Here is a 14848-nt window from a genome sequence, read left to right as displayed (position 1 = left end):
GGATGGTCTGATCCTCGGGTCAAGCCCGAGGATGACGATGGAGAGGGTATGGGCGCTACTCTCACGCGCCGCATTGGGCTAATCCTGCCCCCATGAATCCCATGATCTTCTCCCTGATCGCTGTCGTGCTGGCGGGCGGCGCCACGGCCCTGCAGGCGCCGACCAACGCCAAGCTGATGACGGCCGTCGGATCGCCGGTGAACGCCGCCTTCGTCTCCTTCGCCGTGGGGACTGTGGCGCTGGGCGTGCTGGCGCTGATGATGCAGGCGCGGCCGGACATGACGGCGGCGCGCGCCCTGCCCTGGTATGCCTGGATCGGGGGGCTGTATGGGGCGATCTTCGTGGTGGCGGCGACCTGGGGCGTGCCGCGCCTGGGCGTGGCCCTGACCATCACCCTGATGGTGGCTGGGCAGTTGCTGGTCGGACTGGTGCTGGACCATTTCGGCGCCTTCGGCCAGCCGGTGCAGCCGCTGAACCTGGGCCGGATCGCCGGCGTCGCCCTGGTCATCGCCGGGGTGGTGATGGTGCGCCGGTTCTGACCCGCTGCACGGCGGCGCGGCTGGGCCTATATTGGCGGCGATGACCGAGGCGACGCCCGAAACCGAATCTACCCTGAAGGCGGCCGATCTGATCCGCGACGAGGCGCGCCGCGCGCCGGACAAGCCGGGCGTCTATCGCATGTATGGCGAGGACGGGTCGTGCCTGTACGTCGGCAAGGCGCGCAGCCTGAAGAAGCGCATCCTGCAATACGCCCAGGGGCGGTTCCACACCCAGCGCATCGGCCTGATGGTGTCGCAGACCCGGTCGATGCAACTGGTGGTCACGGCGACCGAGACCGAGGCCCTGCTGCTGGAATCCAACTTCATCAAACAGCTGAAGCCGCGCTTCAATGTGGTGCTGCGCGACGACAAGTCGTTCGCCGAGCTGATGATCCGCAAGGACCATCGCGCGCCCCAGGTGCGCAAACATCGCGGCGCCCACACGATCAAGGGCGACTATTTCGGCCCCTTCGCCTCGACCTGGGCGGTGAACCGGACGCTGAACACCCTGCAGAAGGCCTTTCTGCTGCGCTCGTGTTCGGACAGCGTCTACGAGACCCGCACCCGCCCCTGCATGCTGCATCAGATCAAGCGATGCTCGGCGCCCTGCACCGGCCTGATCGGGCTGGACGAATACGGGGCGCTGGTGGACGAGGCCGAGGCCTTTCTGCGCGGCAAGTCGCGGGCGGTGATCGGCCGACTGTCGGCCGAGATGCAGGCGGCGTCCGACGATATGGATTTCGAACGCGCCGCCCGGGTGCGCGACCGTATCCGGGCGCTTTCGGCCATCAGCATGGAGAATTCCGTCAGCGCCGAGGGCCTGGCCGAGGCCGACGTCTTCGCCCTGCACGCCGAGGGGGGACAGGCCTGCGTCCAGGTCTTCTTCTATCGCGGGGGCCAGAACTGGGGCGGCCGGGCCTATTTCCCGCGCGTGGACAAGAGCGACGCCGACGCCGCCATCCTGTCGGCCTTCCTGGGCCAGTTCTATGAGGACAAGCCGGTCCCGCGCCTGATCCTGGCCAATGTCCTGCCGCTGGAGCAGGCGCTGCTGGAAGAGGCGTTCTCGCTGAAGGCCAAGCAGGACGACGGCCGACGCGTGGTCTCGATCGAACAGCCCCGGCGCGGCGACCGCAAGGCCCTGGTGGACCACGCCCTGACCAACGCCAAAGAGGCCCTGGGGCGGCGCCTGGCCGAGAGTTCGGCCCAGGGCAAGATTCTGGACGAGGTGTGCGAGGCCTTCGGCCTGGACGCCCGGCCCGAGCGGATCGAGATCTACGACAACGCCCACATCCAGGGGACCAATGCGGTCGGCGGCATGGTGGTGGCGGGGCCAGAGGGTTTCAGGAAAAGCCAGTACCGCAAGTTCAACATCAAGGGCGCCGACCTGACCCCGGGCGACGACTACGGCATGATGCGCGAGGTGATGCGCCGCCGGTTCAGCCGACTGGTCAAGGACGAGGACGAGGGCGAGGCGGTCGAGCGGCCGGACCTGCTGCTGATCGACGGCGGGGCGGGACAGCTGGCCGAGGTGCTGAAGGTCATGGCCGATCTGGGCGTCGATGACATCGCCGTGGTCGGGGTGGCCAAGGGGCCGGATCGGGACGCGGGGATGGAGAAATTCTTCATGCCCGGCAAGCCGCCCTTCATGCTGCCGCTGAAGTCGCCGGCCCTTTATTACCTGCAACGGCTGCGGGACGAGGCGCACCGCTTCGCCAACGGCGCCCACGCCAAGCGCCGGTCGATGGACATCACGCGCAATCCGCTGGACGAGATCGAGGGCGTGGGGCCGGGGCGCAAGAAGGCCCTGCTGCACGCCTTCGGCTCGGCCAAGGGGGTGTCGCGCGCCAGTATCGCCGATCTGGTCAAGGTGGACGGCGTCAGCCAGGCCCTGGCCCAGCGCATCCACGATTTCTTCCATAAGGGCTGAGGCCATGTCGCACGGCGTCGGAATCCTCTAGCTACAATCTCCTCATGACCCTGACCGCCACCAACACCTTCGCCGGAAACCCGCTGGACCGCGCCGGCGATCGCCGTAGCGACCCCGACTGGCTGGCCCAGCAGGAGGCCAATCCCGAGGCCCTGGCCCTGGTGCTGTGGGAAGGCCGGCCGCTGATCGAGGATCACGCCGAAGGCCCGCGCCTGGCGTGGCTGCCGCTGGACCATGCGCGCGACCTGGTCCCGGACCGGGAGATCTTCCTGGGCCTGTGGAAGGACGCGCCGGTGTTCGCGGTCGAGATCGAAGGTTCGGTCGATCCCGCGCAGGGACCGGTTCAGGGCCTGGGCGATTTTCACGAGATGCGCGCGGCGGCGGCGATGTTGTCGGGACCGGATGCGGCCATGGCGGGCGGGGCCAAGAGCCTGTTCGACTGGCGCCGGCGTCATGGCTTCTGCGCCGCCTGCGGCCGGGCTACCCGCGACGCCGCCGGAGGCTGGAAACGCGCCTGCGAGGCCTGCGGGACCGAACATTTCCCGCGCGTCGATCCGGTGGTCATCATGCTGGCCATCCATGACGGCCCCGAAGGGCCGCGCTGCCTGCTGGGCCGTCAGGCCGCCTGGCCCGCCGGGCGGATGTCGGCCCTGGCCGGCTTTCTGGAGCCGGGCGAAAGCATCGAAGAGGCCTGCGCCCGCGAGATCGCCGAAGAGGCGGGCCTGACCGTCACCGCCGTGCGCTATCACTCCAGCCAGCCGTGGCCATTTCCGTCGCAACTGATGATCGGCCTGATCTGCACGGTCGATTCGGACCAGGCGCGGCCGGACCAGACCGAGCTGGAATCCGTCGCCTGGCTGACCCGCGACGAGGCCGCCGCCTGTCTGGCGGGCGCCCATCCCATCAAGCCGCCCCCGCCCGTAGCCATCGCTCGCACCCTGATCCGGGCCTGGGTGGAGGGGTTCGAAGTGGGGACTAGGGATTAGGGACTAGGGGCTAGGTGGGATCGGAGAGTTTGGATCGTAGGGCGTTCAACATGCGTGCGATCTCTTCCGTTCGGCTCAGCAGAGCATCCAGGTGATCGGTCGGCGCCAGATTCAGTCGGCCGATGACGATCAGGAAGGTTTCCAGCTCCGCCGCCGATCCCCGGGCGATGCTGATGAAATGGGCATAGTCGCGACGTGTCGCGCGCCCGTTGCCCTCGGCGATATTGGCAGCGATCGATGTGGACGCGCGAATGATCTGGCCCGAAAGACGATAAGTCTCCTCCTTGGGCATCAGGCGTGTCAGCGCGTAGATATCACAGGCCAGATCGACGCTTTTCTTCCAGACCGTCAGATCCCTGTAGGACTGCACCCCCATCACGCCCCCTAATCCCTAGTCCCTAATCCCCAGTCCCTCAAACCAGCGCCCGCGCCGCCTCCAGATCGGCCGGATTGTCGACCGACAGGGGCGCCGCATCGATCACCGCGCCCCAGATCGACAGGCCCATCTCCAGCGCCCGCAGCTGCTCCAGCTTCTCGCGCGTCTCCAGCGGCGATGGCGGGGCGGCGCAGAACCGTTTCAGCGCCTCGCGGCGATAGCCATAGACGCCTATGTGCCGCCAGACGGGGCCGTCGCCGTACAGGGTCGAGCGCGTGAAATACAGCGCCCGGCCGGTCACCGCGCCCGGCGCCAGGGCCAGCACCGCCTTGACGACGTCGGGGTTTGACCGATCCGAAGCGTCCGCCTCGGCCGCCACCAGGGTGGCGATGTCGCACGACGGCTGATCGGCCAGCAGCCGGGCGCAGGTGGCCGCGATGGACGGCGGGGCGAACGGCATGTCGCCCTGCAGATTGATGACGGCGTCGTGCCGCCCGTCCGGGTCGATCGCCTCCAGCGCCGCCATGATGCGGTCCGAACCGCTGGGCAGGGCCGGATCGGTCAGGACGGCGCGACCGCCCGCCGCCTGGACCGCATCGACGATCTCAGCGTCGCCCGCCGCCACCGCGACCGGCAGGCCCGAGGCGGCGGCGGCTTCATAGGCGCGCACGATCATCGGCTTGCCGCCGATGTCGGCCAGCGGCTTGCCCGGCAGGCGCGTCGCGGCCATGCGGGCGGGGATCAGGACCAGCGGATTGGGCGTTGCGGCCATGGGGGGATCGCTCCTTTAGGCGTCGCGCGGGCGGTTGCTGCCTTCGGCCCGGTTGCGAAGGCGGCGCTAGCGTGTCAGAGACGCCCACGCAAGGATACGCCCGCGCCGAACGTGCGGCCGGGCACTGATCAGGGATGCGACGACGCGATGAGCGGCGATCTGAAGTGGAACAAGATTTTCGGCGCCGGTCTGGCGACCGCCTTCGCCATCGTCGGCCTGCAACAGGTCACGGGCGCGGTGTATCACACCAAGAAGCCTGAAAAGATGGGCTATTTCGTCGATGCGCCGGAAGAGTCCGCCGGCGCCGAGGCGGCGGCCCTGCCGATCGACTGGGGCACCGTCCTGCCGACCGCCGACGTGGCGGCGGGCGAGGCGGCCTTTGCGCGCTGCAAGGCCTGTCACACGGTCAACACCGGCGGCCCCAACGGCATCGGCCCGAATCTGTGGGCCGTTCTGGGCGGGCCGGTGATGCACGCCGCCGGTTTCGCCTATTCGGACGCCATGGCCAAGCACAAGGCCGAAGCCCCGAGCTGGGGCTATGACGAGATGGATCATTTCCTGACGGCGCCGGGCCGCTATGTGCCGGGCACCAAGATGTCGTTCGCCGGCATCCGGGACGAGCAGACCCGCATCAATCTGATCGCTTATCTGCGCAGCCAGGGTTCGTCGCTGGGCGTGCCCGCGCCCGATCCGGCCCGCCAGCCGGGCGCCGCCGCCCCGGCCGAAGGCGAGGCCCCGGCCGCCGAGGGCGCCGCCGCGACGGAAGCGGACGGCGGCGCGGCCCCCGCTGCGGCCGCCCCGGCCACGACCCAGGCCACGCCGGCGGCCCCCGCCGCCTGACGCCCGGTCACGACTGAGGATTTGAAGGGCGGTCTTCGGGCCGCCCTTTTTTCGTCAGGCGGCCTGTTCGTCGGCGCGGATGCTGTGAATCCGCTCCTCGCCCGCAAAGACATGGGCGGCGACGCCGCTGGCGTGCTGGCGCAACAAAGCCTCGGCCTCCAGGCGCGCCTCGTCCGCCGTCTGGGCCACCAGAGGCTCCATATGCGGGACGCTCAGAATGTCGGATTCGATAAAGCAGAAATAGGTCACAGGCCTCTCCCAGAACCTCAAAAGGCGGGAGTGTGCGGCGTGCGCTACCGATCTCTTCCAGCCGCAGGCGCCCGGAGAGTCTCGTGCTTGCGATGCCTCAACCCTAGCGCGACGCCCCGTCGAACGCCAGTGAAAACGATGCAAAACAACGTGATGCCGGGTCAGACCCGGCGGCACATCGGTGAAGAGAAGCCGTCGTCGGCGTAACGAGCCCTGGCCTGGACCAGCGGTTCGACAACCACCGCGCCGGCATGGCCCGTGGCGTGGATCACATGGTCGGCGTCGTACAGAAGGGCCGAATGGCCGCCCCAGGTCGCCAGGCCCGGCTTGAGCCACAGCACCAGATCGCCGCGCCGTGCCTGGTCCGCATCCACCGCGCGGCCCAACAGGGCCTGATCGGGCGTATAGCGGGCGCCCGGCAGGCCGCAGGCGGTCAGGGCCTGCTGAACCAGGCCGGAACAGTCGGTTGCGCGATCCGTGCGCCCGCCCAGAACATGCGGCGTTCCCAGCAGGCGCTCGGCCGCCGTGGCGGGATCGGCGTCGAACACGCCGAATGACGCCACGACCGCCTCTTCGACCCAGCCCGCGCCGACGATTTCGATGAAGCCGTCACGCCGGGCGCGCGTCTGCACCAGGGCGTTCCACGGCAGGGTCAGCACCACCTCGGCTTCGGGCGATGCGGTGCGGCGCACCGGGGTGCGCGGGGCGTTGATGCGGGCGTCGGGCGCCGCCACCGGCCCCAGGGCCGCGCGGTCGATCCAGCCCACGGCCCCGTCGCGGCGGGCGCGGCCCCAGGCGCGCGGCCCGCGGCTTTCCAGCACGTCGAAGGCTTCGCCGAACACGATTTCGCTGATCCGGGCGGCGTCGGGATCCGACCCGTCGCGCACCTCGGCCTGGGGCGTGACGATCTGGAAGCCGGTCGTGGGCCGATAGGCGGTGGCGCGCACCAGCCCTTCGACCGCCTGTTCGGCCAGGTCGGGCCGCGCCAGAGGGCGCGCAGGGATCAGGGCGGAAACGTCGGTCAAACGAAAGGCTCGTCCGGTTGAGACGGCACCGTGACATGCCAGGCCCTAGAGTCCCGTTAACAGCAAAACGAGAACGGGCGCCGATTCTCCCTCCCCCTTGTGGGGAGGGAGAAGAAAAGCGTCACGCCTTCGCGTACCTCGCCTTCAGCATGGCGTAGGCGGCGCGCACGCCATAGACCTCGGCCCCCTCGGGGCGGCCCGGCCCGGCCTTGGGGTTCCAGCCGAACACGTCCAGGTGCGCCCAGGCGCCGGTCGTCGGCGCGAATTTCTGCAGGAACAGGGCGGCGGTGACGCAGCCCGCCTGGGCCCAGGCGGCGGAATCGTTCTTGGTGTCGGCGATCTCGCTGTCCAGGGCGGCGCGATAGCCGGGCCACAGCGGCATGCGCCACAGGGGATCGCCCACCCGCCCCGCCGCCGCCAGCAAGTCGCGCGCCAGGGCTTCGTCGTCGGTGAACAGGGGCGGCAGCTCCGGCCCCAGGGCGATGCGCGCCGCCCCGGTCAGGGTGGCGTAGTCCAGCGTCAGGTCCGGCCCATGCTCGGCCGCCCGCGTCAGGGCGTCGGCCAGGATCAGACGCCCCTCGGCGTCGGTGTTGCCGACCTCGATCGTCAGGCCCTTGCGGCTCGACAGGATGTCGCCGGGGCGGAAGGCGTCGCCCGACACCGCATTCTCGACCGCAGCGACCAGCACCACCAGCCGCACCGGCAGGTCCGCCTGCATCACCAGCCGCGCCAGGGCCAGGACGTGCGCCGACCCGCCCATGTCCTTCTTCATGAACCGCATGCCCGCGGCGGCCTTCAGGTCTAGACCGCCGGTGTCGAACACCACCCCCTTGCCCACCAGGGCCACCAGGGGGGCGTCGGTCCGATCCAGGTTCCAGCCGATCTCGATCAGGCGCGGCGCCCGGTGCGGGGCGGCGGCGCGGCCCACGGCGTGGACGGCCGGATAGTTCTGCTCCAGCAGGTCGTCGCCGGTGACGACGGTGAAGGCCGCCCCGTGCGCCTCGGCGATCTCGCGGGCGATGGTCTCGATCTGCAGCGGCCCCATGTCGGCGGCCGGGGTGTCGATCATCTCGCGCGCCAGATCGCAGGCGGCGACGATGCGCAGGGCCTCGGCCACATCCAGTTCCGGCGGCGCGACCAGACGCGGACGCGGACGCTCGGACCGGTCCTTGTAGCGATCGAACACATAGGCCCCCAGGGCGAAGGCCAGGGCGGCGGGCGCGGCCTCATCGCCCGCCAGTTCCAGCCGATAAAGGCCGGTCGGCAGTTTTCCGGCCAGGGCGCGCACGGCCTGGGGGTCGAACGCCTTGCCCGTTCCGACCAGCACCTGATCCAACCCGCCGCCCGCGCCGGGGACCAGCAGCATCTGCCCGGCCTTGCCGGCAAAGGCGTTCAGCCCGGCCCAGGCGGCGACATCGGCCGGGATCGGCGCCTGGGCGCCCAGGAAACGGACGGGTGTGGCGTCGGCCGCTTCGGCGGCATCGGCGGGGATCAGGACGGGGGCGTGGGCGCTCATGCAGACAGCCTTTCGGACCGGTCGGTCGTTAACCAGTGATTGACGCGGGCGGGCGATTCTTAACGCGACCGCCGGATCGTCAGGATCATCCCCCCATGTCGCGCACCGCCCTTCATCTCGCAACCGTCGCCGGGCTGATGATGATCGCCGCCCCGGCCCTGGCCCAGCAGCCGCCTGCGGCCGCCCAGCCTGCCGCCCAGCCCGCGCCCGCGCCGCGCGCGCCGGCCGGCGCCCAGGAGCGGGCCGCCTATGACCGCATGGACCCGCTGTCGCGCTCGGTCTTCTGGGCCGCGCAGCATGAGATCAATCCCGCCGACGCCGAGGCGGGGGTCAAGCTGACCCAGGCTCTGCTGGAGATGGGGGCCAACGACCAGGCGGTCGATGCGGCCCAGCGGATGCTGGTGCTGCAGCCCGACAATGTCGACGCCCTGATGCTGGCCGGGCGCGCCCATATCGCGCGGGGCCAGGCCTTCTATGGCATCGCCGCGCTGGAGAAGGCGCGTGGCCTGGCGCCAGACGACTGGCGGCCCCTGTCGCTGCTGGGCGTGGCCTATCAGCAGGTGCGTCGCACCGACGACGCCCGCGCCGCCTGGAACGAGGGCCTGCGCCTGTCGCCCGACAATCCCTCCATCCTGACCAACGCCGCCATGGCTCTGGCCGCCTCGGGCGAGGCGGCGTCGGCCGAGACCCTGCTGCGCCGGGCCGTCGCCCGCCCCGAGGCGACGCTGAAGACCCGGCTGAACCTGGCCATGGTGCTGGGCCTGCAGGGCAAGACGGCCGAGGCGGAACAGATGCTGCGCCGCGACCTGCCGCCCGAGGCGGCCGACCGCAACCTGCAATGGCTGAACGCGCGGCTGCAGGAAGCGCGCGCGGCGCCCGTCGCCGACACGGCCCGCACCTGGGCCTCTCTGCAGTAGGGGGCTTCCCTGCAATAGGGGCCTCCCGTTTCGGGGCGCCATCGCCTATGTTCCGGCCATGATCGACGACCTGTACAGCGCGCGCATCCTGGCGCTGGCGGCCAACATGCCGCATGCGGGCCGCCTTGCCGCCCCGCACGGCACGGGCGAGCGCGTGGCCAAGCTGTGCGGATCGCGCGCCGTAGTCGATGTGACCCTGGACGGCGCCGGGCAGATCGAAACCTTCGCCCAGGAGGTCAAGGCCTGCGCCCTGGGCCAGGCAGCGGCGGGGGTGCTGGGCCAGGCGGTGATCGGCGCCGATGTCGCGGAAATCCGCGCCGCCCGCGACGCCATGATCGACATGCTGAAATCCGGCGGCGACGGCCCCAGCGGCCGGTTCGAGGGCCTGCGCGCCCTGAAACAGGTCGCCGACTATCCCGCCCGCCACGCCTCCACCCTGGTGGCGGTGGAGGCGACACTTGAAGCCGTGGAGCAGGCGATGGCGCGCCGCGCGCCGGACACGCGAACTAGTCTCGCCGGCGCGGCGTGATCCCGGATGGTTGCCCCGGCCGGCCCGGCGGGGGATAAGCCCGGCGACATGGCCCGCACCGGCTCTCTCTATGAACGCGGCGTCCGCACGGCCCACCGGGCCTATAAGCTGACGCTGTCGCCCCTGATCGGCCAGTCGTGCCGATTCCTGCCGACCTGTTCGGACTATGCGCGTGATGCGCTGATCCAGCACGGCGCGGCGCGGGGGGGATGGCTGACGGTGCGGCGCCTCTGTAAATGCCACCCCTGGGGCGGGTCGGGCTATGATCCCGTTCCGCCGCCCTCCGTGAAGACAGACTGATGATCGACCTGAAGTTTCCCGACGGCGCCGTGCGCCAGTTCCCGGCCACGGCCACGGGCCGCGACGTGGCGGCCTCCATCTCGCCCAGCCTGGCCAAGCGTGTGGCCCTGGTCGAACTGAACGGCCAGCAGCGCGACCTGGACCGGCCGCTGGAGACCGGCGGCGACTTCCGCCTGCTGACCCGCGAAGACCCTGACGCGCTGGAGACCATCCGCCACGACGCGGCCCACATCCTGGCCCAGGCGGTGCAGGAGCTGTTCCCCGGAACCCAGGTCACCATCGGCCCGGCCATCGAAGACGGCTTCTATTACGACTTCGCCCGCGACGAGCCGTTTTCGACCGACGACTTCACCGCCATCGAAAAGCGGATGGCCGAGATCGTCGACCGCGACGAGAAGCTGGTCCGCGAGGTCTGGGAGCGGAACGAGGCGATCGCCCATTTCGAAACCATCGGCGAAAGCTTCAAGGCCGAGCTGATCCGCGACCTGCCCGAGAGCGAGACCATCACCGTCTATCGCACCGGGAACTGGCTGGACCTGTGCCGCGGGCCGCATTTCCCGACGACGAAATTCGTCGGCAAGGCCTTCAAGCTGACCAAGCTGGCCGGGGCCTATTGGCGCGGCGACGCCCGCAATCCCCAGCTTCAGCGCATCTATGCGACCGCCTGGGCCAATCAGGCGGACCTGGACGCCTATCTGCACCGCCTGGAAGAGGCCGAGAAGCGCGACCACCGCAAGCTGGGCCGCGCCATGGAGCTGTTCCACATGCAGGAGGAAGGCCGCGGCATGGTCTTCTGGCACCCCAAGGGCTGGGTGCTGTGGCAGGTGATCGAGGCCTATATGCGCCGCCGCCTGACGGCCGCCGGCTATGTCGAGGTCAAGACGCCCCAGGTGCTGGACCGGAAGTTCTGGGAGGCCTCGGGCCACTGGGACAAATACCGGCCCAATATGTTCGTGTGCGAGACGGTCGAGGGCGAAACCCTCAGCCTGAAGCCCATGAACTGCCCCGGCCACGTCCAGATCTTCGATCAGGGCCAGCGGTCGTATCGCGAACTGCCGTTGCGCATGGCCGAGTTCGGCGCCTGCCACCGCTATGAGCCGTCGGGCGCCCTGCACGGCCTGATGCGGGTGCGCGGCTTCACCCAGGACGACGCCCACATCTTCTGCCGCGAGGACCAGATCGTCGAGGAGACGGCGCGGTTCATCGAACTGGCCCGGTCGGTCCACGCCGACCTGGGCATGGAGACGGCCTACATCAACCTGGCCACCCGGCCCGAGACCCGCGCCGGTTCAGACGAATTCTGGGACAAGGCCGAGGCCCAGATGGCCGAAGCGGCCCGCGCGGCGGGCGTCGAACCGGTGATCGCCGAGGGCGACGGCGCCTTCTATGCGCCCAAGCTGGACTTTGTGGTCAAGGACGCCATCGGCCGCGAATGGACCTGCGGCACCATCCAGCTGGACTATGTGCTGCCCGACCGCCTGGGCGCCGAATACATCGCCGAAGACGGCCAGAAGCACCGGCCGGTCATGCTGCACCGGGCCATCCTGGGCAGCTTCGAGCGGTTCATCGGCATCATGATCGAGAACTACGCCGGGGCCTTCCCGCTGTGGCTGTCTCCGGTGCAGGCCGTGGTGGCGACCATCACTTCGGACGCCGATCCGTATGCGGAGGACGTGGCCGCCAGGTTCCGCGCCGCCGGCCTGCGGGTCGAGACCGACCTGCGCAACGAGAAGGTCGGCTACAAGGTGCGCGAACACTCGGTGGCCAAGGTTCCGGTCATCGCCGTGGTCGGCCGCAACGAGGCCGCCGAAGGCAAGGTCGCCATCCGCCGTCTGGGCAGCCAGGCGCAGGAACTGCTGACCGTCGAAGAGGCCATCGCCGTCCTGACGCTGGAGGCCACCCCGCCGGACCTGCGCCCCGCCTGATCGGTCAACGCAGTACGGTTTCGGCGTCCACCATCTGCACGTCCGACATCATGGACAGATAGGCGTCGAACCACGGCTTGTGCGAATAGCCGACGATGACCAGAACCCGCGCGCCGGGATGGTGGGCCGTGACTTCGCGGATATTGCCCGCCTGGCGCAGATTGCGCGCCTCCCAGGCGGCGACCTGGGACCGGCCGATATTCTCCGGTGACGGACGATCCATCATCGTCAGCCATTGGGTGTCGGCGTCCAGCCGGCCGATGCGCGGGCTGTTGACCATGCGATAGATGTCCAGCGTCGCCTGGGCCGTGGTCATCCGCTGGGCCGAGGACGCCGGATCGCGGAAGGCCGGGGCGTTGAACACGGCCTGCAACTCGGGCTGTTCGATGAAGTCCATCAGCAGTTGGACGCGGGGCTGGACCACATCGCCATAGGCCTGGTCGTCGCTGGCGTGCACGCGGTCATGCCCCAATCGGGCCGCCAGCCGGGCGCCGATCAGGTGCGATTCGTTCCGCCCCGACCCCACGCGATCCAGATAGTCGGCCAGGCCGCGCCCCAGGCCGTCGCCCGGCTTGCGCTCGCTGGCGTCCAGACGCCACCATTGGATCAAGGCCGAATACAGGTCGCCGGCCGAGGCCAGCACGGCCGCCAGGCGTCGGCGCTGGGCCGGGGTCGGCGCTTGCGGCCAGTCTTCGCGCAGAAGGCGCCGGGCCTCGGCCTCGGCCTCGGGTACCTCCAGCCCAGTGCCGGACTGGCCCAGGGCCGCGGCCACCAGCAGATGCCGCCCGAACATGTCAGCCGCGCCGGGATAAAGGGCGCGCCACGCCCGCAAGGCGTGAACCGATTCCCCCGACAGATTCTCGATCACGATGACGTCGGGCGCATAGGCCGCCAGCCGTTCAAGCACCGGCTCCAGCACCGCCGGATCGAACCCTTCGGCGGCGTTTGACAGGTGTGGCGACCCCAGGACCAGGATCTGCGTCTTCTCGCCATGCAGCCGCGACTGGTACTCGCGCGGGTCGAACGGTCGGTCAGGATCCTGAACCTGGGCCTGGGCCTGGCCCAGGCTCAATCCCAGCATAAGAGCCGCCAAGCCCCATGCGCGCTTCGTCATGCCCGTTTCTCCCCCTCGACATTGCCGTAAGGGAAGCGGCTTTCCGCGCCGGGATCATCTTAAATCGCCTTAAGATACCCGACGGCAATTGCCGTTTGGTCAGATGTGGATGGCGTGGCCCAGGGCGCGCAGGGACGCCTCGTGGAAGGCCTCGCCCAGGGTCGGGTGGACGTGGATGACGCCGGCCACATCCTCCAGCACCGCCCCCATCTCCAGCATCTGGGCGAAGCTGTTGGACAGTTCCGACACGTGCTGGCCCACGGCCTGGACGCCCAGCAGGCGGTGGTCGGTCTTGGACGCGATCACCCGCACGAAGCCGCCGTCGTCGCCCGCCTCGATGGCCAGGGCGCGGCCGATGGCCATCAGGGGAAAGACCGCCTGGATCACGTCGTCGCGGCCCTCGACATCGTTCGGACCCAGGCCGGACGAGACGATCTCCGGCTCGGTGAAACAGACGGCCGCGATGGTCACCGGATCGAACCGGCGGTCATGGCCGGCGATGATTTCGGCCACCACCTCGCCCTGGGCCGAACCCTTGTGGGCCAGCATGGGTTCGCCGGTCAGGTCGCCGATGGCCCAGACGTTCTTCATGCTGGTGGCGCAGAGGTCGTCGATCTTCACGAACGGCCCGGCCATGGCCACGCCCATGTTCTCCAGTCCCCAGCCCTTGGTGCGCGGACGGCGGCCGACGGTGACCAGAACCTTGTCGGCCTTGAGCTTGACGGCCTGGCCGTCCTTGTCGGTGACGTTCAGTTGGCCCTTTTCGAAGCCGCCGGCCTTGGCGCCCAGCATCAGGGTGACGCCATGCTTCTCCATCCATTTGGCGACGGGATCGGTCAGGGCCTTGTCGTAGAGCGGCAGGATGCGCTCGGCCATTTCGACCACCGTGACCTCGGCGCCCAGCTTGCGGTAGGCGATGCCCAGCTCCAGCCCGATATAGCCGCCGCCGACGACCACGAGTTTCCCAGGAACCTTGTCGAGCGACAGGGCCTCGGTCGAGGAGATGACGTCGCCGCCGAACGGCAGGAAGGGCAGTTCGACCGGCTCCGACCCCGTGGCCAGGATGACGTGTTCGGCGCTTATCGTGATCTCGCCGTCATCGGTTTTGACGGTGCAGGTCTTGGCGTCCGAGAAGGTCGCCCAGCCCTTGATGACCTTGACCTTGGCCTTCTTCAGCAGGCCCGCGACCCCGGCGTTCAGCTTTTTGACGATCCCGTTCTTCCACTCGACCGTCTGTTTCAGATCAACCGACGGCTTGGACGCCGTGATGCCCAGCGTCCCGCCGTTCGCCGCCTTGGCCACGGTCTCGAACTTGTTGGCCGCGTGGATCACCGCCTTGGACGGAATGCAGCCGACGTTCAGGCAGGTCCCGCCCAGCCCCTCGGACGCATCGACCAGCACGGTCTCCAGCCCCAGCTGGCCGCAACGGATGCCCGCGACATAGCCGCCGGTCCCGGCGCCGATGATGAGGACTTTGGTGGTGAGAGATTGGGTGGTCATTGGGCTACATCACGTTGGGGGTTCTTCGACCTCTTGACGCGCGTCTTGACTGCAAAAATGCCGGCGATAGTGGCGAGTGTTGCGAGCGGCCCGAGAATGAGGTTCGGATTAGCGCCGAGGCCGAATGCAAGCCCGATCATCAAAGCCGCGATGATGGTCGTGGCGATCCAGACGCCCTTCCAAGATTGGACCATCGCGCCCGCAAAAAAGCTGGGAATGAGACGGACCGGGTCGAGCAGGCAGCCTAGAAATACGACTAAGATGGCGTCCATCACACGCCCATCCACAGCGTCGCCGGGTGTTCCAGCAGGCCCTTGATCCGTTGCACGAAGA

The 14848-nt window shown here is 69.2% G+C and carries 16 protein-coding genes; 8 read left to right on the top strand and 8 right to left on the bottom strand.

The window, feature by feature from the left end; translation table 11 throughout:
• Positions 1 to 101: 101 nt before the first annotated feature.
• The 3 genes from Q0581_RS04225 to nudC are packed head-to-tail and all read left to right on the top strand — an operon-like array spanning position 102 to position 3452.
• Positions 102 to 539 carry a DMT family transporter gene (locus tag Q0581_RS04225; RefSeq protein WP_298697896.1) on the top strand — a complete coding sequence of 146 codons (438 nt, stop codon included), beginning with the start codon at positions 102 to 104 and terminating at the stop codon, positions 537 to 539.
• A 40-nt stretch (positions 540 to 579) separates the two neighbouring features.
• Positions 580 to 2466: an excinuclease ABC subunit UvrC gene (uvrC, locus tag Q0581_RS04220; RefSeq protein ID WP_298697894.1), complete on the top strand. Its 1887-nt coding sequence runs from the start codon at positions 580 to 582 to the stop codon at positions 2464 to 2466.
• Positions 2467 to 2510: 44 nt separating this feature from the next.
• Positions 2511 to 3452 carry an NAD(+) diphosphatase gene (gene nudC, locus Q0581_RS04215; protein ID WP_298697892.1) on the top strand — a complete coding sequence of 314 codons (942 nt, stop codon included), beginning with the start codon at positions 2511 to 2513 and terminating at the stop codon, positions 3450 to 3452.
• Between the two features lie 10 nt (positions 3453 to 3462).
• Here nudC and Q0581_RS04210 read toward each other — a convergent pair whose 3' ends face one another.
• On the bottom strand, positions 3463 to 3828 hold the full coding sequence (locus Q0581_RS04210; protein ID WP_298697890.1) for a four helix bundle protein: 366 nt from the start codon (positions 3826 to 3828) through the stop codon (positions 3463 to 3465).
• Between the two features lie 37 nt (positions 3829 to 3865).
• A complete protein-coding gene (locus Q0581_RS04205; protein ID WP_298697888.1) occupies positions 3866 to 4600 on the bottom strand; it encodes a 3-deoxy-manno-octulosonate cytidylyltransferase in 735 nt (244 codons plus the stop codon).
• Positions 4601 to 4747: 147 nt separating this feature from the next.
• On the opposite strand from Q0581_RS04205, the gene Q0581_RS04200 reads away from it, so the two are divergent.
• Entirely contained in the window at positions 4748 to 5440 is a 693-nt protein-coding gene (locus tag Q0581_RS04200; protein WP_298697886.1) for a cytochrome c family protein, read from the top strand.
• Positions 5441 to 5494: 54 nt separating this feature from the next.
• On the opposite strand, the gene Q0581_RS04195 is transcribed toward Q0581_RS04200, so the two are convergent.
• The 3 genes from Q0581_RS04195 to Q0581_RS04185 all read right to left on the bottom strand — a co-directional run bounded on the left by Q0581_RS04195 (position 5495) and on the right by Q0581_RS04185 (position 8230).
• A complete protein-coding gene (locus Q0581_RS04195) occupies positions 5495 to 5689 on the bottom strand; it encodes a hypothetical protein (RefSeq protein ID WP_298697884.1) in 195 nt (64 codons plus the stop codon).
• A gap of 161 nt (positions 5690 to 5850) precedes the next feature.
• On the bottom strand, positions 5851 to 6714 hold the full coding sequence (locus Q0581_RS04190) for an NlpC/P60 family protein (protein ID WP_298697882.1): 864 nt from the start codon (positions 6712 to 6714) through the stop codon (positions 5851 to 5853).
• Between the two features lie 121 nt (positions 6715 to 6835).
• Positions 6836 to 8230, bottom strand: a complete 1395-nt coding sequence (locus tag Q0581_RS04185; RefSeq protein ID WP_298697880.1) for a M17 family metallopeptidase — start codon at positions 8228 to 8230, stop codon at positions 6836 to 6838.
• A gap of 95 nt (positions 8231 to 8325) precedes the next feature.
• On the opposite strand from Q0581_RS04185, the gene Q0581_RS04180 reads away from it, so the two are divergent.
• From Q0581_RS04180 to thrS, 4 genes are read left to right on the top strand one after another with little or no spacing between them, the layout of a single operon-like run.
• Positions 8326 to 9147 (top strand): tetratricopeptide repeat protein, encoded by an 822-nt coding sequence (locus Q0581_RS04180; protein ID WP_298697878.1) that lies wholly within the window; start codon positions 8326 to 8328, stop codon positions 9145 to 9147.
• A gap of 58 nt (positions 9148 to 9205) precedes the next feature.
• Entirely contained in the window at positions 9206 to 9676 is a 471-nt protein-coding gene (locus Q0581_RS04175) for an iron-sulfur cluster assembly scaffold protein (protein ID WP_298697876.1), read from the top strand.
• Positions 9677 to 9724: 48 nt separating this feature from the next.
• Positions 9725 to 9976 (top strand): membrane protein insertion efficiency factor YidD, encoded by a 252-nt coding sequence (gene yidD / locus Q0581_RS04170; RefSeq protein WP_298698164.1) that lies wholly within the window; start codon positions 9725 to 9727, stop codon positions 9974 to 9976.
• On the top strand, positions 9976 to 11901 hold the full coding sequence (thrS, locus tag Q0581_RS04165) for a threonine--tRNA ligase (protein WP_298697874.1): 1926 nt from the start codon (positions 9976 to 9978) through the stop codon (positions 11899 to 11901). Before yidD ends, thrS begins: the two co-directional genes overlap by 1 nt.
• 4 nt (positions 11902 to 11905) lie before the next feature.
• Here the strand turns inward: thrS and Q0581_RS04160 are convergent, their stop codons facing one another.
• The 3 genes from Q0581_RS04160 to Q0581_RS04150 form a co-directional block, all read right to left on the bottom strand.
• Entirely contained in the window at positions 11906 to 13015 is a 1110-nt protein-coding gene (locus Q0581_RS04160) for a DUF5694 domain-containing protein (RefSeq protein ID WP_298697872.1), read from the bottom strand.
• 99 nt (positions 13016 to 13114) lie between these two features.
• Positions 13115 to 14515, bottom strand: a complete 1401-nt coding sequence (gene lpdA, locus Q0581_RS04155; RefSeq protein WP_298697870.1) for a dihydrolipoyl dehydrogenase — start codon at positions 14513 to 14515, stop codon at positions 13115 to 13117.
• Positions 14512 to 14848, bottom strand: a 337-nt coding sequence (locus Q0581_RS04150) for a hypothetical protein (RefSeq protein WP_298697868.1), incomplete at its 5' end; no start/stop codon positions are given. The genes lpdA and Q0581_RS04150, both read right to left, overlap by 4 nt.

The organism is uncultured Brevundimonas sp. (genome assembly GCF_937863155.1).
Taxonomy (GTDB): Bacteria; Pseudomonadota; Alphaproteobacteria; order Caulobacterales; family Caulobacteraceae; genus Brevundimonas.
Note: the sequence above shows the minus strand (reverse complement) of the source record. Positions and strands in the feature narration are given on the sequence as shown.

What these genes read in the sequence shown, in the direction of transcription:
- lpdA (WP_298697870.1), bottom strand. Translation starts at nt 14,515, where the DNA reads ATGACCACCCAATCTCTCACCACCAAAGTCCTCATCATCGGCGCCGGG.
- Q0581_RS04200 (WP_298697886.1), top strand. Translation starts at nt 4,748, where the DNA reads ATGAGCGGCGATCTGAAGTGGAACAAGATTTTCGGCGCCGGTCTGGCG.
- thrS (WP_298697874.1), top strand. Translation starts at nt 9,976, where the DNA reads ATGATCGACCTGAAGTTTCCCGACGGCGCCGTGCGCCAGTTCCCGGCC.
- Q0581_RS04175 (WP_298697876.1), top strand. Translation starts at nt 9,206, where the DNA reads ATGATCGACGACCTGTACAGCGCGCGCATCCTGGCGCTGGCGGCCAAC.
- Q0581_RS04185 (WP_298697880.1), bottom strand. Translation starts at nt 8,230, where the DNA reads ATGAGCGCCCACGCCCCCGTCCTGATCCCCGCCGATGCCGCCGAAGCG.
- nudC (WP_298697892.1), top strand. Translation starts at nt 2,511, where the DNA reads ATGACCCTGACCGCCACCAACACCTTCGCCGGAAACCCGCTGGACCGC.
- Q0581_RS04160 (WP_298697872.1), bottom strand. Translation starts at nt 13,015, where the DNA reads ATGACGAAGCGCGCATGGGGCTTGGCGGCTCTTATGCTGGGATTGAGC.
- uvrC (WP_298697894.1), top strand. Translation starts at nt 580, where the DNA reads ATGACCGAGGCGACGCCCGAAACCGAATCTACCCTGAAGGCGGCCGAT.
- Q0581_RS04180 (WP_298697878.1), top strand. Translation starts at nt 8,326, where the DNA reads ATGTCGCGCACCGCCCTTCATCTCGCAACCGTCGCCGGGCTGATGATG.
- Q0581_RS04225 (WP_298697896.1), top strand. Translation starts at nt 102, where the DNA reads ATGATCTTCTCCCTGATCGCTGTCGTGCTGGCGGGCGGCGCCACGGCC.
- yidD (WP_298698164.1), top strand. Translation starts at nt 9,725, where the DNA reads ATGGCCCGCACCGGCTCTCTCTATGAACGCGGCGTCCGCACGGCCCAC.
- Q0581_RS04205 (WP_298697888.1), bottom strand. Translation starts at nt 4,600, where the DNA reads ATGGCCGCAACGCCCAATCCGCTGGTCCTGATCCCCGCCCGCATGGCC.
- Q0581_RS04210 (WP_298697890.1), bottom strand. Translation starts at nt 3,828, where the DNA reads ATGGGGGTGCAGTCCTACAGGGATCTGACGGTCTGGAAGAAAAGCGTC.